Here is a 20966-nt window from a genome sequence, read left to right as displayed (position 1 = left end):
CCAGGGTGCGGAACTCTTTTTGTGTGGCAATCAGCGTTTTCCTTTAATATAAGGGATGCCGTTGGCTTTAGGCGCATCCGCTCGGCCGATGAAGCCGGCAAGCGCGAGAATGGTCAGAATGTAAGGAGCCATCAGCATGTATACATTCGGAATGTCTTTGAACAGGGGCAAAAGCGAGCCGATAATGCTCAAACTCTGCGCAAACCCGAAGAACAGCGCAGCCCCGAGCGCGCCGATCGGATGCCATTTGCCGAAAACAAGCGCGGCGAGAGCGATAAAGCCTTGCCCGGAAATGGTGGAGTGCGTGAAATCAAGCGCGATCGTGGAAGCATATACACCGCCGCCGAGCCCGCCGAACAGCCCGCTGATCATGACGCCGATATAGCGCATGCCGAACACGTTGATTCCCATCGTATCGGCCGCCATCGGATGTTCCCCGACAGAACGGATGCGAAGGCCGAACGGCGTTTTGAATAAAATAAACCAGGAAACAAAGGCCAGTACGATGGCTAAAATCGACGTATAATATACGTCAGAAAAGAAAATCTTTCCTAAAACCGGAATATCGCTTAACCCGGGAATGTTCGTTTTGTAAAAGGGCTCCGGGATTTTATCAGTCTGCGCCTTTCCGTAAATCAGCTTGACGATAAACAGTGTTGCTCCTAACGCGAGCATATTGATCGCCACACCGGTTACCGTCTGATCGGCGCGGAAAGAAACCGCGGCAGCCGCGTGGATCAGTGAGAACAGTCCGCCGGCAATCATAGCCGCAGCCAAGGCGAGCCACGGAGCGGCGGCGCCAAGCTCGCGTCCGAAAAATAAGTTGAACATGACGCTTGTAAAGGCGCCGATAATCATCAGTCCTTCAAGACCGATGTTGACAACCCCCGATCTTTCAGAAAACACGCCGCCGAGAGCGGTTAAAATAAGCGGAGCCGCATATACGAGTGTTGCCGGGACAATAATGGATAAAATCTGCAGGAAGTCCACTTACTTCGCCCCCTTTTTCTTCAATTTATCAAGGATGAGACGGATGGCGTAGCTTGATGCCACAAACAAAATAATAATGGCGATGACGATGTCAACGACTTCAGAAGGCACCCCGGATTCAATCGGCATATTTAATGCCCCGACTTTAAGGCCGCCGAGAAGACATGCCGCCAGAACAACGCCGATTGCCGTGCTGCCGCCGAGAAGCGCAACCGCAATGCCGTCGAAGCCGACGCCGGTAAAGGCGCCCTTAACCGCCGCATATTGAAAGGTTCCGAGTCCTTCCATCGCGCCGGCAAGCCCTGCGAAGGCGCCGGAAATCATCATGGCGTACATCATATTTTTTCTGACGCTCATTCCGGCGTATTGTGCGGCGTGCTGGTTAAAGCCGACAGCCCGGAATTCAAATCCGCTTTTTGTTTTATGAATGATAAACCACATGAGGACTGCCGCAAACAGAGCGATCAGAATGCCCCAATGAAGGCGGGAGTAATCTGTCAGCTGCTCTAAAAACGGGGAGCGGAGCGACGCGCTTTCATGAATTTTGTCTGTTTTGTCCCGGTGGTCCGTCATGACATCGGAAATGAGATAATTGGTTAAATGAAGAGCGATATAATTCATCATGATCGTGACAATCACTTCGTGGACAAAAAAACGGGCTTTTAAAAATCCGGGAATCAGGCCCCAAATGCCGCCCGCAGCCGCAGCCGCCAATAATGAAAGCGGAAGGTGGATGTAAGCGGGGGCGTCAAAGGAAGCGCCGACCCACACCGCGGCGGTCCAGCCGACAAGGAGCTGTCCTTCAACCCCGATATTAAAAAGGCCGGTCCGAAATGCGAATGCCACGGCCAATCCGGACAAAATATATGGCGTAATCTGCCGGATCGATTCCCCGATGTAATACACTTCACCGAAAATGCCGCTCCAAAGAGCCGAATACCCGCTTACGACATTGTAGCCGCTGGCGAGCATGATGACCGCACCCGCAGCTAATCCAAGGATGATCGCAATCAGCGGCACAGCCAGATGAGAAAGTCGATTAATCATGTGTTTTCCCCGCCTCCATTTGCTTACTACCCGCCATTAAAAGTCCGAGCTCCTGCTCGTTTGTTTCAAGCGGATTGACGTTTGCGATGATGCTGCCTTCAAAGATGACGGCGATGCGATCGCTGAGATTCATTATTTCATCAAGTTCAAAAGATAACAGAAGCACCGCTTTACCGGCATCACGCTGCTCAATGAGCTTTTTATGGACGAATTCAATCGCGCCGACATCGAGTCCCCGCGTCGGCTGGGCCGCAATTAAAAGATCCGGATTTCTGTCCACTTCCCGGCCGATAATGGCCTTTTGCTGATTCCCCCCGGAGAGAGCGCGCGCAGGCGTATATTCATCAGGTGTTCTGACATCGTATTCTTCAATCAGGCTTCGCGCTTTGTCATAAATCGTGTGTTTATTTAATATGCCAAAAGAAGAGTAAGGCTTTTGGTAATAACTTTGCAGTACGATATTTTCTCCGATCGGAAAATCAAGGACGAGCCCGTGTTTATGCCTGTCCTGCGGAATATGCCCGATTCCTGCTTCAGTGACTTTCCTGGGCGGCATGTTTTGGAGCTGTTTGCCGTTTAACATGATCGTGCCGGCATTTGTTTTTCTGAGACCTGTAATGGCTTCAATTAATTCAGACTGGCCGTTTCCGTCAACGCCCGCAATGCCGACGATTTCACCGGCTCTGACAGAGAGGGAGAGCTGTTTGACCGCCTCAACGCCGCGCGCGTCTTTCACCGTTACATCAGAAAGCGAAAGCACTTCCTGTTTTGGTTCGGCCGGCTGTTTATCCGTCTTGAATGACACTTCGCGTCCGACCATAAGGCTTGCCAGTTCATCTTGATCCGTATGTGCGACATCAAGTGTTGTAATGCCTTTTCCTTTCCGGATGATGGTGACACGGTCGCAGACTTCCATAATCTCTTTTAATTTGTGGGTGATGAGGATAATTGATTTTCCTTCATTGACAAGATTTTTCATAATCTGAATCAGTTCTTGAATTTCGTGCGGAGTCAGCACCGCGGTCGGCTCGTCAAAAATGAGAATGTCGGCGCCCCGGTAGAGGGTCTTTAATATTTCCGCCCGCTGCTGCATACCGACGGAGATATCGGCAACTTTGGCTTCCGGATCAATGTGCAGGCCGTAACGGTCGGAAATATCGCGCACGTCCCGGTCGGCGCGCTGTCTGTCAATTCGGCCGAAAGTTTTCGGCTCTTTTCCGAGAATGATATTTTCTGAGACGGTGAAGGTATCCACAAGCATAAAATGCTGGTGCACCATCCCGATGCCGAGATCGTTGGCTTTGTTCGGACTGTTGATGTGAACGCGTTCGCCACGCACCCGGATCTCGCCTTTTTCCGGCTGATACAGGCCGAATAAAACGTTCATGAGTGTCGATTTTCCGGCGCCGTTTTCACCGAGAAGGGCGTGTATTTCGCCTTTTTTCACTTGAAGCGTGACGTCATCATTGGCGACGATTCCGGGAAATTCCTTGCGTATATTAAGCATTTCAATGATATAATCCACCGATTTGTCGCTCCTTTTCAGAGATACTTTGATGAGAAAGAGCTTGGCAAAAGAAAAGCTGCAAGAGATGCAGCTTTTCCTTCACCGCTCTTTTCAAAAAAGAGAGGGGATAAGCACGGAAGTCTCCTTATCCCCTGGTTCTTACTCAGCCTTGAAGGATTTCAATTCTTTTTCAGTTGAAGGGATCACGAGTCCGTCCGCGATTTTCTTCTTCCAATCGTCTGTTGCTTTGATGACATCGTCAGAAAGGTTCTCCTTATGATCCGAGATGCCGACTGCATCTTGCGCCAAACCGTATGTTAATGTTTTGCCGCCCGGGAATTTACCGTCACTCGCTTTTTTCGTTAAGTCCTCCACGGCAGTATCCACTTTTTTGACCATTGATGTGAGAGTGACATTGTCTTTTGTGCCTTTGACTTGGCCTTCCGCGTACTGGTCTTTATCAACACCGATAACCCATACGTTCCGCTTCGGATCTTCTTTTTTCAGATTTTTCGCTTCTGTGAAGACGCCCGTTCCCGTTGCGCCGGCCGCGTGATAAATGACGTCAACGCCTGATTTGTACATGCTTTCAGCCGTCGCCTTGCCGACATCGGCTTTGTCAAACCCGCCCGCATATTTCACTTCGACGGTCGCTTTCGGATTTGCGGCTTGTACACCCGCGCGGAAGCCGATTTCGAATTTTTTGATCAATTCAGACTCCATTCCGCCCACGAATCCGACTTTTCCCGTTTTGCTCGATAGCGCAGCGGCCGCTCCCACGAGGAATGAGCCTTCCTGCTCTTTAAATGTAAGGCTCGCCACGTTGTCTTTGTTGACAACGGCGTCAATGATCGCAAAATGTGTGTCTTTGCGCTGATCGGCGATTTCGCTGATGGAATCCTGCATCAGATACCCGACGCCGTAAATCAGGTCAAAGTGTTCCCGCGCTAATTTATTTAAGTTCGTTGTATAATCTGCATCTGATTTTGATTGAAGATAGTCAAAACCGCTTTTGCCTTTTTTAAGCCCGTTGTCTTTTCCGAATGCCTGGATGCCCTCCCAGGCGGACTGGTTAAATGATTTGTCATCAACACCGCCGATATCCGTTACCATGCCGACGGTAAAGTTTTTGCTGCCGGAGCCGTTTGCTTTGTCACTTGAACCGCATGCGCTTAATATGGTTCCGGCCGCTGCGATGAGCGCCATCGCCATTCCGATTTTGCGTTTTTTCAAAGATATAACCCCCCTGTAAAATATGGCTGTGCCGTTCAATTCAGATTTGAGTCCCCGTGCCGGATGCAGAATCGAAAAAACTTTCTGATAATAATGATGAGACGTCTCTCTTTTTCCCGCCTTGAGCGGCTGTCTCTTCCGGGTTCGGGACTTATGACTTATCTGAAAAGATCTGCTAACCAATCATAATTTATCATTTTACCCGCCATAAATAAATAGAAATTTGCTTATTTTTTAAAAAATATCAATTTTATGAATCGGCTTCCTCATCTGGTTAAAACAGAGGAGGATCAGCCGGGTCATTATCCTTATATAGCATATCAAAAAGGAATCTCAAGCCTTTTGTCACGGGATATGACAGTAAAAAAGCACCGTTCACAGCGAAACGGCGCTTTTTGACATTATAAATATTGTTTGATGCTGCTGACATTGCCGGTGTTGATATGATATTGAAAGACGGGTCTGCCGATCGTGCCGTACGCCATCTCTACATTCAGCACTTGTATGTCTTCCAGAAATTTAAGGTATTTCCGGATGGAGACTTGCGAGATTTCAGTATGCTTGGCGAGATCTTCCGTGGTAAAAGAGCCGTCGCCGAAAGACTCAATACTCGCCCAGATGAGTTTAAGCGTGCTCTTTGTCAATCCCTTCGGAAGGTGAACCTTTTCCGCCGCTTCTTTCTTTTGAAAAAGCTCGGCATCCAATTCTTTCTGTGTCATGCTTCTGTGTGATTGATAAACTTTCTGCTTGCGTCTGTAGTCGGAAAGAGCGGTTTGAAAGCGGTCAAATTCAAATGGTTTGATTAAATAATCGACGGCGCCGTACCGAAGCGTTTTTTTGATGACGTCCAGCTCGCTTGCGGCCGAAATGACGATGACATCAACCGATTCATTCTGCTTGCGGATTTCCGTTAAAAGCTCAAGCCCGTTTTTTCCCGGCATGTAAATGTCAAGAAGGATGAGATCGATATGATGCTCGCTCAGCACGTGCAGCGCGCTTTGAAAGGATGATGCGATCCCTTTCAGCTGAAATCCTTCAATCTGGCTGAGATAGCGCTTATTTAATTCACCCACCATGGGGTCGTCTTCAACTATGAGTACATTAATCATCATTTTCCTCCTTCGGTTCATACGGAATGCGAAGACTGAAAGTCGTTCCTTCATTCTTTTCACTTGTCACAATCATATGGCCTTTTAAATTTTCTGTTGCCTGCTGGGTGAAATAGAGGCCGAACCCCCGGTTTGTCCCTTTTGTGGAATAACCTTGTTCAAAAATACGGGCTTGGTCTGCCGCAGACATTCCGGCTCCCGTGTCCGTAATCTCTATATCAAGCTGGCGATCCTGAAACCGCATCGAGCACGTAATGTTTTTTTTCGGCATCTGCGCCACTGCGTCGAGCGCGTTGTTTAACAGGTTTCCGATAATCGTAATGAGCTCATGGATGACGGCCGGATCCGCCGCATTCGGAATCAGGCTGCCGAGCTGAATGTCCAGATCAGCGCCCTGCTCGCGTATGTAGCTTTGTTTTCCCAGAAGAAACCCTGCGAGAACCGGACTTTTGACATCACTTATAATCTCGCTTGTTTCCGTCTTCTGCTGAATGGCAATGTCTTTAATGTAAGTGCCGAGATCATCGTATTCTTTTAACTGGACAAGCCCTAAAATGACATGAAGCTTATTCATGAATTCATGAGACTGGGCTCTTAATGCGTTTGCATACATTTTAACACCGGACAGCTGTTCTGCTAAATGTTTGACCTCCGTTTTGTCTCTGAACGTGGCGATCGCTCCGACGGTTTGTCCTTTCAGATGAATCGGAACTTCATTAAAGACCAGCTCAAGTCCGTTAATGCGGATATCTCTGTCCTGAAGCGGTTTTTTCGTTTCAATCACCTGTTTCAGCCGGCTTTTCGGGAGAATATCGTTCACATCTTGATCGACCGGATTAGTCGGAATACCCATTTTAATAAAAAGCCGTTTCGCTTCCGCATTGGCGAGCTTAATTTTTCCCCGCGCGTCAACCGCCAGGATGCCTTCCTTCGTTGATTCGAGCATGGCGCTCCGCTCTTCCAGGAGGGTGGCGATTTCATAAGGCTCAAGACCGTACATAATGTTTTTAACGGTGCGGGCGACAATCACGGCTCCGATGACGCCGACAAAAATACTTACGCAGATGATGAAATAAAGCGGTCTCAAACTGTGGCTGACGACATCCTGTATTTTGTTAAGCGAAATTCCGACCGAAACGACGCCCACTTGTTTTTTATCTTTTCCATAGATCGGTACGAAGGCTCTCATGGATTTTCCGAGAGTGCCCGCTGATGTGCTCGTTTTGATATGGCCGTGCATTGCCGGCTGTTCGTCTCCGCCGGTGAATTTCTTCCCGATTTTATTTGCGTCGGGGTGGGTGAGGCGGATGCTGTTCATATCCATCACCACGACAAATTCGGTTCCTGTCGTATGCTGGACATCCAGTGTATAATTCCGGAGCTCTTTCAGCCCTTTTCTTGTTTGCAATGCCTGCGCGACACTCGGTGTTTCCGCGACCAGCTTTGCGGTGCGCAGCGCGGTTGTCCGTTCTTCTTCTTTCACGCGGTCTGCGGTCTGGACGCTGATCGTGAAAAAGGTGATACAAAGTGCGATAAGGACGACAATACAGACGAATATCGTTAATCGGGTTTGCAATTTTAATGTTTTTTTCATAACAGCCTTCCTTACGTTTATCATTCCCGCGTTCTACTTTACTCCGAAAAAGCCTGTTTGTGAAGATCAGGCCCTTATTTCGTAAAAGTGAGGAAAAATGGAATTTTTTATCTTGTCAATGTGTTTTAAGTCCTCCATAATAAGTGAGGTAGATTACAGAAAGGGACTTTTTATATGAAAAATACTTATTGGACGGGTTATTTTCCGCTCGTTGCGATTCTGCTTTTTAGTTCGTCATTATCCATTTCTACCTCGCTTTATGTCATGAAGATACTTCAGACGCTCGGCATGTATCAGGGGATGCTGGATTATTTCTCTGAGAAAGGGATCAGACTGGCGCTTTTTGCAGCGTTCGCCCTTGTGTATTTTATGCTTTTTTCGGCTTTGAAGCTGATTGCAAACACAGTGACAGAGCTGTCTCTTTTGTTTTTCACAAATGACCCTGAAGGGGACAATCTGAAAAAAATCAGATTAGGCTCTTTAATTTATGTAGGCGGAGGAATTCTTTCCTTTGCGCTCGTGCAGAATGGTTTTTGGATTGCGGCGTTATTTGCCGTTGTTACGCTCGTTTATTTGATTTTCATGGTGTACAGAATCTATTCGACACTCTCGATTGTTTCGCTGATCGGTTTTATATTGCTTGAGATTCTGTTTTGGTTTACTTTTGTTATCGGTATTTTGTACATCTTTATCAAGCTTTATAATAGCATAATGGCTAGCTTACCTGTGTAAGCTAGCCATTTTTGTTAAGACAGAAATCTGTTTTTGATCTCAGGGGAGGGGAGCATGCATGCTTCCCTTTTTCCGAACCATTTGTAACGGCGCCGGGCGATGAAAGAATAGGCTCTGTCCCTGAGGGGGCGGGGCACTGCGAAAAAAATCGCTGACAGCCGCCAGGCTCCGCGGAGATGACGGGAAACCTTTAACACGGCTGCGGATTTTTTGTATATCCGCCCGTTTTCGATGAAAATCATGCTGTCAAATTGTTCTGTCGGAAGTCCTTCTGATGCCAAAAGCTCCCGGGCGGTATCTGATTGCAATGAAGCAAATGAGATTTTGCCGGCCGGATCGCGTTTAATGATGAATTGAACGGCGCCGCTGCATAAGTTGCAGACGCCGTCAAACAAAAGCACGCGGTCCGGAAGCTGAGCTGGTTTCAAAGCGGATCCCCTCCGTTATCTTTAATAAGCTGCCTGCAGCGTGTTTTTCCAGATCGAAAGCTGAGGGCTTGCGTCATGAAGGTATTCGACGCTTGACGGTGTATCCTTGCCGACCCATACCCCCATCGTATAAGCATCCGTCAGGCCGACAAACCACATATCGTGATAGTCATTTGACGTTCCTGATTTTCCGCCGACGTACGGAGCTTTAAAGTTCGCTTTCTTTCCTGTTCCGCTTTTGACGACGGCTTTCATCATTTCTTTGATCTGCATGTTGGTCCGCACGCTGAATACCTGCGCCGGCTCATCTTTCCATTTTAATATCGTTTTTCCTTTTAAATCAGTCACTTTTGTAATCGCGTGACTCGGCGTATAAACACCGTTGTTGCCGAACGTGGTATACGCATTGGTCATTTCAAGCGGCGTCATGCCGTTTGTAAAACCGCCCAGCGCCGCAGGCAGACGGTAATCCGCGCTGACCAGCTTCGCGAAATGAAACGGTTCAAGGTAGCTGAACGCCTTATTGACGCCGACGCGGTCCATGATTCTGATGGCCGGTGTGTTGTACGAGTATTTAAACGCCGTTTCCAGGGTAACCGTGCCGTACGTGCGGTTATTATAGTTCTGCGGGCAGTAATCCGCACTGCAGAATTTGCTTGCGTCAATCTTGCTGTGTGGCGTTGCGCCGGTCTTTTCAATGTAAGGTCCGTAATCAAGCAGCGGCTTAATGGATGAACCGGGCTGTCTGTATGCTTGATAGGCACGGTTGAAATCATATTTATGATAATCTTTCCCGCCTGAAAGCGCGATAATCTGATGTGTCTGATGATTAATCACGGCCGCTCCGCCCTGGACGCCTGCATACGGCAGATTTTGATTCACTTGGGCGACGACCTGGTTTTGCATATACGGATTCAGCGCCGTATAAATCTTCACGCCGTCTTTTAACAATGTGCTGACTCTGTCGGAAAGCTCACTCTGTATTTTTTGTTTCGCCTTTCCGGAAGCTTTTTCAAGACGTTTGTCATAGCCTTCAGATGAGGAAACAAGCTGTGTGAATTCATCATTTACATAGGAAACATAGTCAGGATATTTATTTGTTTTTTCGTTTATATCAAGCTTGATCTTTTCCTTTTCGGCTTTTTTCAGCTGTTTCCCGGATATAACGCCTGCTTTTTTCAATCCGTTAAGCAATCTGACTTGTCGTTTTTTCGTATAATCAAAATGCTTGAGAGGATCATATAATGTAGGGTTATTAGGGATGGCGCAGATAAAGGCCATCTCTCCCAAAGTGAGAGATTTCAGCGGCTTGCTGAAATAAAATTGTGCCGCCGAACCGACACCGTATACACCGTTATTAAAATAAATCGTATTTAAGTAGCCTTCTAAAATCTCATCTTTGCTGTATTTTTTCTCAAGCTGATAGGAATAGGCCAGCTCCGTCAGTTTTCGGCTGAAGGTGCGTTCATGGCTTAAATACACATTCCTTGCCAGCTGCTGGGTGATGGTGCTGGCGCCCTGGTCAATTTTATGATCTTTGAAATTGGAGGCGGCCGCCCTGACCATCCCCATAAAGTCAAACCCTTTATGCTCATAAAAATGGCGGTCTTCAGAGGTTAAAAACAGCTGTTTTACCTCATTCGGTATTTTATTAAAGGGCACGATCACGCGGTTCTCATGATCGCTGACAATCTCAGAAACAAGGCTTCCGTCCCTGTCATACATGTAACTGTTTTGAACCAGGTTGATCGCTTTTAAGTCAATATGTTTATCGAGCACCTGATCAAAAGGCTTGATTTGTTTTACCTCTTTGCCGGAAGCAATAACTGTAAATGCACACAACGGGATAATGCCGAGCAGCAAAATCCATCCGATTATTTTACGTACCATGGTCACTCTCTTTTCTCCTGATTTCTAGCCATATCGTATCATTCTTTTAAGAATACGAGAAGGTTAAATTTAGAAGAAATCGTGATCGCTGCCGGTCAGCCCGCATTTGACGCTGTATCCTTTTGCAGATGTCCCGCCATCCATAAAAGCCCCGCGCCTATTAAAAAGAGAAAGGCGGTGACGTAGAAAGCAGCCGAAATAGAAAAACCGCTTGAGACCGCACCTCCGAGCAGAGGGCCGAGCACGTTTCCGAGAAAACGAAAGCTGACGTTATAGCCGAGCACCTCTCCCTGGATGCTGCCCGGCGCCCTGACGCGGATCGCGGCCGTAATGCAGGGGAGCGTGCCGCCCATGACCATGCCGAACAGAAATCTGAAGACTAACAGAATGGAGAGGGAGGAGGCGAGCGCCTGCGGAATAAAAAACACCGCTGAGGCAATCAAAAGCACGATTAAGATCCGGCTGTGGCCGAAGCGGTCGCCGAAGTCCCCCCATTTCCGGGCAAGCAATAAGCTTCCGAGTCCGGTCGCTGAAAACGCCATTCCGGAGAAAAAGGCTAAATTAACAGGTCCGTGCAGCTCATTGACATATAAAGCGAGCAGCGGCTGGATGCTGAAATTGCCGGTCTGCACGATCATGGTAAGCACCATCATCGCCCAAAGCGCGGGCTGGTGAAAAATATAGGAGAGCACCTGTTTTCTGGAATAGGTTTTCCGCTTGTTTTGTTTCTCGCCGAGCGGCTGCTCATTCACCTGAAATAAAACGAGAAGCACGGATACGAAAATAACAAAAGACGTAATAAAAAATGTGTACGTAAACCCGAAGCTGTCAGCGAGCAGCCCGCCCAGCATCGGTCCGAATAAAGTGCCTGACACCTGACCCATCTGCAGTGTGCCGAGCGTTTTCCCGGCAGTCTCTTTCGGCGTCTGCGCCGAAATCATGGCAAGCGATGTCGGAACAAAGCCTGTTACAAGGCCCATAAGCAGCCGCAGGACAAACAGCTGATAAACCGATGTCACAAACCCCATCAATAAAATGCTGACGGCAATGCCGGTGCCTGTGATCAAGAGAATTTTTTTGTAGCCGCGCTTATCGCCGAATCTGCCCCAAAACGGGGAAATCACAAACGCCATTAAAAACGTGACGCCGAACACATACCCGCTCCATCTCTGCACATACCCGCCCGAATGGGGGCTGATCGTTTCGATATATAACGAAAGAAACGGAACAATCATGGTCATGCTGGCGGAAATAAAGAAATTTGTAATCCAAATGACGACGAAGTTCTTCTTACGGACAGAAATAACATCACCTTCTTTAATTTTCGTGTGTCTAATCATTAGTATATAGGAATGAATCCGGTATTTGTATTTTCGATGCATATATAGGAAAATTCATTATTTTTAGAAAATGAAGAAAGTTTCAGAGGGGAAACTGATATACTATCATAAAATATCATTTTTGATCGGAGGAAAGGCAGGTGTAAAAAAAGTGGATCAGCGCAGTCTGCTCATTATTGATTTTGAATTTACGATGCCTGACGGAAAATACAGCCCGCAAAATTTCTTTCCCGAGATTATTGAAGCGGGGATTGTCAAGACGGTGAATGATGAAGTGACTGAAACGTTTTCGAGTTATATCAAACCGAAAAAATTTCCAAAGCTGACGAAACGATGCAAAACCTTTCTGAACATCACCCAAAAAGACGTGGACGGCGGAATCACGTTTAATGAATTCATCCGCAAATTAAATGAGCTTGATCCTGATAAAAACTGCACGATCGTCACCTGGGGCAATATGGATATGAAAGTGTTAAAGCAAAATTGCATGTTTAACCACATCCCTTTTCCGTTCAAAGGAGAACTTCGGGATCTGTCCCTTGAATACAAAAACTTCTTCGGCGACAGAACATTGACCGGCCTTTGGAAAGCGGCGGAAGAGTATGGCGATAAAGGAACGGGCACGCATCACAAAGCGCTGGATGATGCGCGGACGACATACAAATTATTCAAGCTTGTCGAGCGGGATAAACAATATCTTGAAAAACCGAAACCTCCGACGATCGGTGATCGCGTCGATCTGACTGAACTGTTTCGCCGGGCCACATAAAAAAACCCAATCATGCCGACTGGGTCAAGTTCTTTTAAAATAGTCACGCTCTAACGCGGCCAAGTTGGCGAGCGAACGTTCCGCCCATTCTGAGCCGTCCGCTGTAAGCTGATCTTTCAGCCGGGCAGACGCCGCTTGTAAGGAAGCCGTATAATCAGGAACTTCGCCATCAAACGGTTTGACCATCTGATGCGGTATGTTTGTCTGTTCCCCGAATGCAAGCGCTCTTCTTTCATGAAAGAACGGAACATCCGCCTGCTTCGGATGATGAAGATCTCCTTGAGCGGGATGCGTCAGAACGGCTTTAATTTTCACTAAATAGTGATTGGGCCTGACGTCTGTCACTTCCCCTATGTATGCTCCTGTTTTATAAAACCCTTTTACGATTGTGCCGATTTCAAACGAATTCATAGCGTTCACCTCTCTCTAGTTATTCTATAAAAGATCAACGCGATTGGCTAGTGAACAGCTGCCGGAAGCCTGACTGAAGCCGTTGTGCCCGAGTACTCGCCGCTGGTGAAATAGACGGAGCCTTCATGATGCTGAATAATCGAGAATGTCACGGTAAGCCCGAGCCCGGTGCCGTTCGTTTTCAGCGTATAATACGGTTTGCCGAGTTTCTGCAGTTCTTCATCGGACATGCCGATTCCGTTATCCGTAATCTGAATGAGAATCATCTCTTCCTGTTTTTGGACGGAGACCTCGATTCGGCCGTTTTCAGAGGGCACGGCTTCAATACTGTTTTTAATCAGATTAATGAAGGCCTGTTTCAGTTTTTTTACATCGCCGAACACATATAAATCAGGCTCGCTTTGAACAGTCACGGTCACCGATTTAAAATTGGCATAAGACTCCATTAAGGAACCTGTTTCCTTTACGAGCAGAGAAATATCAAACTTTTCTTTTTCATAGTCATCCTGCTTCGCCATATCAAGATAATTCGTAATGATCGTCTGAGCCCGGTCGAGTTCGGACAGCACAAGTTTCTGATATCCGGAGTGGGATTTGTCCTGAAGCTGCTCGCCGCTGAACAGCAGCTGCACAAAACCTCTGACGACCGTAAGCGGATTGCGGACTTCATGGGCGACGCTTGCCGCAAGCTCGCTGACGACGGCCATTTTTTCTGAGTGAATCAGCCTTGCCCGCATGGACGCATTCTCATCGATGATCTCAATCAAATAAATGCACAGCAAAAGGGCGCTGACTTGAAAAAAAACGGATACTGCCGCCTCATAATAAACGGAAGATAGATTTTGAAAATTGAAAATATTGGTCGCGGAATAGATGAAGACAGATGCGGTTAATAAGGCGGTTTCAGTGCAGCCGATGAGAAGAGCGAAAAGCAGTTTCTTCCGCTTTGAGAAAAAAGGCCATTTCGTTTGGAGCTGGATAGGGATGATGATTAAAAAAGGAATTAAGGATAAGAAAAAAAGAGCGGAAGGTTCAAACCATATGAGCTGAAAAAAAACGGATGCCGCCCCTGCGGCAAGTCCTGCTGCGGTACCGGAATAAAGCAGGCAGACGATAATGGGAATCAGCTGCAAACCGTAACGGACGGAATGAAGCTCCTGGATGGGAAAAGCCGTACATAATAATGAAGATGACGCTGCAAATACGGCGACCAGCAGGCGGTTCGCTCTCGGTACAAGCAAATCGGGCTTGCTGAGCCAGAAGACTTGATAAAGAAAAATAGGGAATAAAATAAAAGAGAAGTGAAGCAGGTAATCCTTTACAATCTCCATTTATGCGAAATCCTTTCCTATGTAAATATGAATCTATTATAACATCTTTACCGGCAAAAAAAGTATATATTTCTCTAAAGCGAACGCCCTTATCTCGTCTGATAAAGGCGTTCTTTCCGCTGCTAAGCGAGCGCTGCTTTCATTCTCTCAAGCCCTTCTTTTACGGCGGCGGCTGAACAGCCGACATTAAGTCTCATAAATCCTTCGCCGCCCGGTCCGTATTTCGTTCCCGGCTCTAATATGATTTTCCCTTTTTTGAGCATTCTTTCTTTGAGCTCGGCATCCGAAAATCCGTATCCGCTGAAATCCATCCAGATCAAATAGGAAGCGTCAGGTTTCATCATGCGGACTTTCGGCAATTCTTTTCTTAAAAAGTCCTCAGCCAATTTCATATTCCCTTCAATGTAAGGAATCAGCGCGTCAAGCCAAGGGCCTCCCTTTGTATAAGCCGCTTCGATTGCTGCAACCGCAAATGTGTTGAGGCTGGAAATCCCGTTCTGATGCAATGCGGCGGAGAATTTCGCCCGCTTATAACGATCGGGAATGATAATGGCGGATGCCTGAATGCCGGCAATATTAAACGTCTTGCTCGGCGCGACACAAGTAACGGAAATCCGCGCAAACTCCTCAGACAGAGAAGCAAAAGGCGTATGCGGCTTTCCGTACAGCATCAAGTCGGAATGTATCTCGTCAGAAACGACGGTGACGTTATGGGCGGCGCACAGCGATCCGAGCTTCATAAGCTCATCCCGGCTCCACGCTCTGCCGGACGGATTGTGGGGATTACAAAGAATCATCAGCTTGACCTCAGAATCGTTCAGCTTTTTCTCAAGATCCTCAAAATCAATGCAGTAGACGCCGTTTTCTTCCCGTAATGGGTTATGTAAAACCTGCCGTTTGTTTTCCTTGATCATCTGATAAAAAGGCGTATACACCGGTGATTGAATCAACACCGGATCGCCCGGTTCGGTAAAGGCTTGTACTGCCATGCTGATTGCCGTGACAACTCCGGGACTGAACGTGATGCTTGCGGGATCGGGCCGGTAGCCGTGCCGTGTCTCAAGCCATGAAGCGACAGCTTCTCTTGTGTTTTCGTCAGGAGACGTATAACCGAATATGCCGTGGTCAAGGCGGGCTTTTAAGGCGTCAGTGACCGCTTCGGGAGCGCGGAAATCCATATCGGCAACCCACATCGGAAGTGCATCCGATACGCCGAATAACGCTTCCGCCTTGTCCCATTTCACCGATTGTGTGCCAAGACGGTTTTCTCGAAGATCAAAGTTCATGTATGTCACTCCTGTAGTATCATTATTTTGCACAGCGTATCTATGATAAAATAGATTTGCAAACTTTATTATAAGCGGTGATGAAAATGGAAGAAAGCCAAGCGGTCATGGAAATGATGAAAATCATTGCCAAGTGGGACCCGTTTAAATATGGAGAAGATTTTTATGAGACAGAAGCCGCCGACATCGTTCAGGCCGTCTACAGTGAAGACCGTGCCGACAAGCTGGCAGCAGCCATTCAGGATATCTTTGAAGCTTCATTTGAGCAAAAGCTTCCGATCGAAGGCTGCCAAAAGGCCGCCGAGCAGCTTTTGTTCATAAAAGAAAGCAGCTCCTGCACCCCTTGAAAACCGGCGGTTCCGCCGGTTTTTTTATTGAATAAATTCAAAAATCCGCTCCGAAACAAACTCCGGGCGCTCTTCGGGTACGAGGTGTCCCGTATCCTTGAGTGAATACAGAATGGAATCCGGCAGGTCGTCATGAAGCCGTTTTCCGACTGAGACCGGAACGACCCGGTCTTCTTCTCCCCATATTAAAAGAGCGGGGTTTTGCACTTTCTTCAAATCCTCGGGCTCTAAATCGCCCTCCCTGTGTCTGATGAACCTTGTCATCGCTTTGAAAATCTGGCGGTCTGTAAATGGTTTTTCGTAACCGTCAATCATTTCCTGATCGATAAGCGTCCGGTCGTGAACGACATTTAACAGGTTTTTCAGCACACCGTCTTTTGAAAGCCAATACTTAAGATACAGGTCAAAACAAGGGAGGTGCGTCCCGAATATAATCGACGGGTGCGAGCGCTTTAAATACCCCGAGCTGCACAGCAGGACGATTTTTGAAAAAAGCTCGGGTCTGAGAAGAGACGCGGATAAGGAAATCTGGCCGCCCATCGAATGGCCGATGAGTGCGGCCCGGCTGATACCGAGCTTTTCCAGAAGTCCGATCAGAAGCTTGGCGAGGTTTGCGTAAGTATATACGAAAGTCCGTGACTTTTCCGATTGCCCGAAAGGAGGCAGGTCAACGGCGATAATATCATAATGGTTTCTGAGCAGCGGGATCAGTTTTCTGAAGCTGAATGCCGAAGATAAAAAACCGTGTACGCAGACGAGTGTCTGTCTGCCGGGATTTTCATAATGCTCGTAATACAGCTCAACTCCGTCTATCGCGGCCCGTTTAATCGGTGAAACAGCTTCCATGAGAGCCTTCGCCGTCCTTTCTTTGTTGTAATGTAAAGGCTTTTTTGATTGTCAGATTTTAGCTCTGGTTTCTTTCGGGTTTTTCTTAGCATTTGTCGAAAATCGTGATATAATGTCATGAAGATTTTTGATAATGCAAAGGTGTGAAATGTATGAAGCTGACGGAAAAAGAAACAGAAATATTAGAAATTTTAGACGAAAACAGCCGCGTTGATGCGGAAACGATCGCGAAAATGGCGAACATTCCCGCCGAAGAAGTCAAAAGCATCATTGAAAAGCTTGAAAAGGAAAAAGTCATCATTGATTATGCGGCGATGATCGACTGGCGCAAAGTCGACGGGCTGGAAGGCGTCACGGCGATGATTGACGTAAAAGTCACTCCGAAACGAAATGTCGGCTTTGATGAAGTCGCTGAACGGATATACAGATTCCAGGAAGTTGAATCAGTGTACCTGATGTCAGGGGTGTATGACTTATCTGTCGTCATCCGCGGCAACACGATGTCAGACGTGGCAAGCTTCGTGTCTGAAAAATTGTCCACCCTTGAGTCCGTCGTTTCCACGACAACGCACTTCATCCTGAAAAAATATAAGCATGACGGCAAAGTCTTTGAAAGCGGAGACGATGACAAAAGAATCGTGGTGTCTCCGTAAATGGAAACGAAGACTTCTTATTTATCTGACTACGTGCAGCAGATTAAACCGTCAGGCATCCGCAAATTCTTTGATCTGGCTGCTACGATGGAAGGCGTCATTTCACTGGGAGTGGGGGAGCCTGACTTTGTGACGGCCTGGAACGTGAGGGAAGCGAGTATTCTTTCTTTAGAACAGGGTTATACGGCTTATACGGCAAATGCGGGTCTTTATGAACTGAGAGAAGAAATCAGCCGCTATTTAGATCAGCGGTTCGGCCTGAGTTATTCGCCTGACAGTGAACTGATCGTTACGGTAGGGGCAAGCCAGGCGCTTGATCTCGCTGTCCGCGCCATTATGAATCCCGGAGAGGAAATGTTAATTCCCGAACCGTGTTTTGTCGCATATGAATCACTCGTGACGCTGACGGGGGCGAAGCCGGTGCCGATTCAGACTGTAGCTGCAAAAGGTTTCAAAGCAGCAGCAGCCGATTTTGAAGCGGCCCTGACGGACAAAACAAAAGCGCTGCTTCTATGCTCGCCGTCAAATCCGACAGGTTCCGTCTATTCGAAAGAAGAGCTTGAATCCATCGCTGCTTTCGCTGAAAAACACGACTTGATCGTGCTTGCCGATGAAATTTATGCCGAGCTGACGTATGATGAGCCATTCACGAGCATGGGGGCCATCCGCGGCATGAAGGAGCGGACGATTTTGATTTCAGGTTTCTCCAAAGCATTTGCCATGACGGGATGGAGACTCGGATTTACGGCGGCGCCTCCCGTGATCAGGGATGCCATGCTCAAAATTCATCAGCACGCGATGATGTGTGCGCCTTCCATGGCTCAGTACGCGGCGCTTGAAGGGCTGAAAAACGGTCAGGAAGACGTCGAAAGAATGAAAAAAAGCTATCGGAGACGCCGAAACCTGATTGTGGAAACATTGAACGAAATCGGACTCGGCTGCCACCACCCCGGCGGAGCGTTTTACGCCTTTCCTTCCATTCAATCGACCGGCATGAGTTCAGAAGAATTCGCGGAACAGCTGCTCATTGAAGAAAAAGTAGCCGTCGTTCCGGGGAATGTATTCGGCCCGAGCGGCGAAGGCTACATCAGATGTTCCTATGCGACATCCATTGAGCAGATTCAGGAAGCGCTCGTCAGAATCAAACGGTTTGTTGAAAAAAGGGCATAAAAAAAGATACGAACCCGGTTCGCATCCAAATAAAAGGGGGGAATACTAGAAAGCCTTCGTAATCATAGTATACCCCCTTTATCTGTGCTTAAACATGATCATGTAAAAAAGTTCTCTTTGCGAAAAACAAACTTGTATGATATAATTTTAAATTGCGTATAATCTGTATTTAATTTAACTTAGGAGTTGTTATGAATGGCAGCAAAATTTGAAGTGGGCAGTGTTTACACTGGTAAAGTAACAGGATTACAAGCGTATGGTGCGTTTGTTGCATTAGATGAAGAAACTCAAGGACTTGTTCACATTTCTGAAGTCACTCACGGTTTCGTAAAAGACATTAACGAACACCTTTCTATCGGTGACGAAGTACAAGTAAAAGTACTTGCAGTTGACGAAGAAAAAGGCAAAATCAGCCTTTCTATCCGTGCGACTCAAGCGGCGCCTGAAAGAAAAGAAAGCAAACCAAGAAAACCGAAAGCGGCACAAGTTTCTGAAGAAACATCTGCTCCGCAAGGTTTCAACACATTGAAAGATAAGCTTGAAGAGTGGATCGAACAGTCCAACCGCAAAGACCTTATCAAAAAATAACCATCAAAAAAAGCACCGGATATGTATGTTCGGTGCTTTTTTTATGTTTATCTGACTTCAGGATTTGCCGCTTCCTCGCGGGATGTTTCTTCGTTCGGCTTAAACAGCAGGCCGAGATTGATCAGACCGGCGATGCCGACAAGACCGTAAATAATCCGCGACAGAGCTGATCCTTGGCCGCCGAAGATGGCTGCTACTAAATCAAATTGGAAAAATCCGATCAGTCCCCAGTTAATAGCGCCGATAATCGTTAATACGAGACAGATACGCTGAATAACACTCATGTAAACAACCTCCTCTATGAATTCGTGAAACAGTTATAGATTGTGACAAAGCAAAGAATCTATGCATACTACATTCTCCGCCGTGTAAATCACACACTGTCTCAAGCTGTACAAGTGCCTTTCCCGGGAAGCCGCTGTCTGTAAACCGTGTGATGTGTGCCGTCAAAAAAGCGGATTGCTTTACATTGAACGTCAACTTTCTGCATAATATAAATCCAAAGGAGGAGATGTCATGCAAAACTTTACATATTGGAATCCGACCAAATTGATTTTCGGAAAGGGAGAGGTCGAAAAACTTCCTGAAGAAATCAAGCCGTACGGAAAGAACGTACTGCTCGTATACGGAGGCGGCAGCATTAAGCGCAGCGGTCTTTATGATCAAGTAACCGAACTGCTGAAAAAAGCCGGAGTTACCGTACATGAATTGGCAGGCGTAGAGCCGAATCCGCGTGTCTCAACGGTGAACAAAGGTGTTGCGCTCTGTAAAGAAAACAGCATCGATTTCTTATTGGCCGTCGGCGGCGGAAGTGTCATTGACTGCACGAAAGCCATCGCGGCGGGCGCTAAATATGACGGCGACGCGTGGGATATCGTCACGAAAAAACACCAGCCGAAAGAAGCGCTGCCGTTCGGAACAGTGCTGACACTTGCGGCGACCGGTTCAGAGATGAACTCCGGATCAGTCATCACAAACTGGGAGACACAAGAGAAATACGGATGGGGGAGCCCGCTCGTTTACCCTAAATTCTCTATTCTCGATCCGGTAAACACCTTTACCGTTCCGAAAGACCACACTATTTACGGCATGGTCGATATGATGAGCCATGTGTTTGAACAATATTTCCACCACACGTCAAACACGCCGTATCAGGACCGGATGTGTGAATCGCTTCTGCGCACGGTGATTGAAACAGCGCCGAAGCTGATCAATGACCTGGAGAACTACGAGCTTCGTGAGACGATTTTATATACAGGCACGATCGCATTAAACGGAATGCTGTCAATGGGCGCAAGAGGGGATTGGGCCACACACAACATCGAGCATGCGGTATCAGCGGTTTACGATATACCGCACGCCGGAGGTTTAGCGATTCTGTTCCCGAACTGGATGAGACATGTGCTCAAAGAAAATCCGGCCCGCTTTAAACAGCTTGCCGTCCGTGTTTTCGATATTGACGAGACAGGCAAATCAGATGAAGAGATCGCACTTGAAGGAATCAGCAGGCTGTCTGATTTCTGGACGAGTCTCGGCGCTCCGAACAGACTCGCTGATTATGATATTTCTGATGAGAAGCTGGATACGATTGCAGATAAAGCGATGGCAAACGGAGCATTCGGACAGTTCAAGTCACTGCAGAAAGAAGATGTGCTTGCGATACTGAAAGCATCATTGTAATAACATAAAGGGGGC

Annotated in this window: 21 protein-coding genes; 7 read left to right on the top strand and 14 right to left on the bottom strand. The window is 47.3% G+C overall.

The genetic code is table 11. The features are described 5' to 3' along the window. Positions 1–30: 30 nt before the first annotated feature. The 6 genes from nupQ to malK form a co-directional block, all read right to left on the bottom strand. Entirely contained in the window at positions 31–990 is a 960-nt protein-coding gene (gene nupQ, locus VP472_RS15305) for a guanosine ABC transporter permease NupQ (protein WP_003152071.1), read from the bottom strand. After that, positions 991–2037, bottom strand: a complete 1047-nt coding sequence (locus VP472_RS15300) for an ABC transporter permease (RefSeq protein ID WP_012118308.1) — start codon at positions 2035–2037, stop codon at positions 991–993. It abuts the gene before it with no gap. Then, positions 2030–3562 carry an ABC transporter ATP-binding protein gene (locus VP472_RS15295; RefSeq protein WP_070082281.1) on the bottom strand — a complete coding sequence of 511 codons (1533 nt, stop codon included), beginning with the start codon at positions 3560–3562 and terminating at the stop codon, positions 2030–2032. Before VP472_RS15295 ends, VP472_RS15300 begins: the two co-directional genes overlap by 8 nt. A gap of 141 nt (positions 3563–3703) precedes the next feature. Beyond that, a complete protein-coding gene (locus tag VP472_RS15290) occupies positions 3704–4777 on the bottom strand; it encodes a BMP family lipoprotein (RefSeq protein WP_070082280.1) in 1074 nt (357 codons plus the stop codon). A gap of 401 nt (positions 4778–5178) precedes the next feature. Continuing rightward, a complete protein-coding gene (locus VP472_RS15285) occupies positions 5179–5886 on the bottom strand; it encodes a response regulator (protein ID WP_003152077.1) in 708 nt (235 codons plus the stop codon). After that, complete coding sequence (malK, locus tag VP472_RS15280) at positions 5879–7480, bottom strand: malate sensor histidine kinase MalK (protein WP_003152078.1); 1602 nt, start codon at positions 7478–7480, stop codon at positions 5879–5881. Before malK ends, VP472_RS15285 begins: the two co-directional genes overlap by 8 nt. Before the next feature lie 174 nt (positions 7481–7654). On the opposite strand from malK, the gene VP472_RS15275 reads away from it, so the two are divergent. Further along, positions 7655–8212 carry a YufK family protein gene (locus VP472_RS15275; RefSeq protein WP_007408662.1) on the top strand — a complete coding sequence of 186 codons (558 nt, stop codon included), beginning with the start codon at positions 7655–7657 and terminating at the stop codon, positions 8210–8212. 14 nt (positions 8213–8226) lie between these two features. Here the strand turns inward: VP472_RS15275 and VP472_RS15270 are convergent, their stop codons facing one another. The 3 genes from VP472_RS15270 to VP472_RS15260 all read right to left on the bottom strand — a co-directional run bounded on the left by VP472_RS15270 (position 8227) and on the right by VP472_RS15260 (position 11870). Continuing rightward, positions 8227–8640: a thiol-disulfide oxidoreductase DCC family protein gene (locus tag VP472_RS15270; RefSeq protein ID WP_003152080.1), complete on the bottom strand. Its 414-nt coding sequence runs from the start codon at positions 8638–8640 to the stop codon at positions 8227–8229. 21 nt (positions 8641–8661) lie between these two features. Continuing rightward, positions 8662–10536, bottom strand: a complete 1875-nt coding sequence (locus VP472_RS15265; protein WP_014305709.1) for a transglycosylase domain-containing protein — start codon at positions 10534–10536, stop codon at positions 8662–8664. Between the two features lie 89 nt (positions 10537–10625). Continuing rightward, on the bottom strand, positions 10626–11870 hold the full coding sequence (locus VP472_RS15260; RefSeq protein WP_032862488.1) for a multidrug efflux MFS transporter: 1245 nt from the start codon (positions 11868–11870) through the stop codon (positions 10626–10628). A gap of 151 nt (positions 11871–12021) precedes the next feature. On the opposite strand from VP472_RS15260, the gene kapD reads away from it, so the two are divergent. Beyond that, positions 12022–12639: a 3'-5' exonuclease KapD gene (kapD, locus tag VP472_RS15255; protein ID WP_003152084.1), complete on the top strand. Its 618-nt coding sequence runs from the start codon at positions 12022–12024 to the stop codon at positions 12637–12639. 24 nt (positions 12640–12663) lie between these two features. Here kapD and VP472_RS15250 read toward each other — a convergent pair whose 3' ends face one another. From VP472_RS15250 to VP472_RS15240, 3 genes are all read right to left on the bottom strand, one after another. After that, positions 12664–13050, bottom strand: a complete 387-nt coding sequence (locus tag VP472_RS15250) for a kinase-associated lipoprotein KapB (protein WP_003152087.1) — start codon at positions 13048–13050, stop codon at positions 12664–12666. A gap of 47 nt (positions 13051–13097) precedes the next feature. Next, positions 13098–14381, bottom strand: coding sequence for a sensor histidine kinase (locus VP472_RS15245; protein WP_077722759.1), 1284 nt, complete (start codon positions 14379–14381; stop codon positions 13098–13100). A gap of 122 nt (positions 14382–14503) precedes the next feature. Continuing rightward, positions 14504–15667, bottom strand: a complete 1164-nt coding sequence (locus VP472_RS15240; protein WP_146275397.1) for a MalY/PatB family protein — start codon at positions 15665–15667, stop codon at positions 14504–14506. 86 nt (positions 15668–15753) lie between these two features. Here VP472_RS15240 and VP472_RS15235 point away from each other — a divergent pair, with 86 nt between their 5' ends. Beyond that, the gene (locus VP472_RS15235; protein WP_039254081.1) at positions 15754–16014 is read left to right on the top strand and encodes a DUF1871 family protein; all 261 of its coding nucleotides are present in this window, start codon (positions 15754–15756) and stop codon (positions 16012–16014) included. 24 nt (positions 16015–16038) lie between these two features. Here VP472_RS15235 and VP472_RS15230 read toward each other — a convergent pair whose 3' ends face one another. After that, positions 16039–16860, bottom strand: coding sequence for an alpha/beta fold hydrolase (locus tag VP472_RS15230; RefSeq protein WP_003152096.1), 822 nt, complete (start codon positions 16858–16860; stop codon positions 16039–16041). A gap of 152 nt (positions 16861–17012) precedes the next feature. On the opposite strand from VP472_RS15230, the gene VP472_RS15225 reads away from it, so the two are divergent. From VP472_RS15225 to yugI, 3 genes are all read left to right on the top strand, one after another. After that, entirely contained in the window at positions 17013–17513 is a 501-nt protein-coding gene (locus tag VP472_RS15225; protein ID WP_003152098.1) for an Lrp/AsnC family transcriptional regulator, read from the top strand. Beyond that, the gene (locus tag VP472_RS15220; protein WP_146275395.1) at positions 17514–18683 is read left to right on the top strand and encodes an aminotransferase; all 1170 of its coding nucleotides are present in this window, start codon (positions 17514–17516) and stop codon (positions 18681–18683) included. 195 nt (positions 18684–18878) lie between these two features. Beyond that, the gene (gene yugI, locus VP472_RS15215; RefSeq protein ID WP_003152102.1) at positions 18879–19271 is read left to right on the top strand and encodes a S1 domain-containing post-transcriptional regulator GSP13; all 393 of its coding nucleotides are present in this window, start codon (positions 18879–18881) and stop codon (positions 19269–19271) included. Positions 19272–19318: 47 nt separating this feature from the next. Here yugI and VP472_RS15210 read toward each other — a convergent pair whose 3' ends face one another. Beyond that, entirely contained in the window at positions 19319–19555 is a 237-nt protein-coding gene (locus tag VP472_RS15210) for a DUF378 domain-containing protein (protein WP_003152104.1), read from the bottom strand. A gap of 232 nt (positions 19556–19787) precedes the next feature. Between VP472_RS15210 and VP472_RS15205 the strand changes: the two genes are divergently transcribed. After that, positions 19788–20951 carry an iron-containing alcohol dehydrogenase gene (locus VP472_RS15205; protein ID WP_007408652.1) on the top strand — a complete coding sequence of 388 codons (1164 nt, stop codon included), beginning with the start codon at positions 19788–19790 and terminating at the stop codon, positions 20949–20951. Positions 20952–20966 lie beyond the last annotated feature (15 nt).

The organism is Bacillus sp. MT(2024) (genome assembly GCF_036362845.1).
Classification (GTDB): domain Bacteria; phylum Bacillota; class Bacilli; order Bacillales; family Bacillaceae; genus Bacillus; species Bacillus velezensis.
The sequence above is the reverse complement of the archived record's forward strand: the minus strand, read 5'-3'. Positions and strand labels throughout refer to the sequence as shown.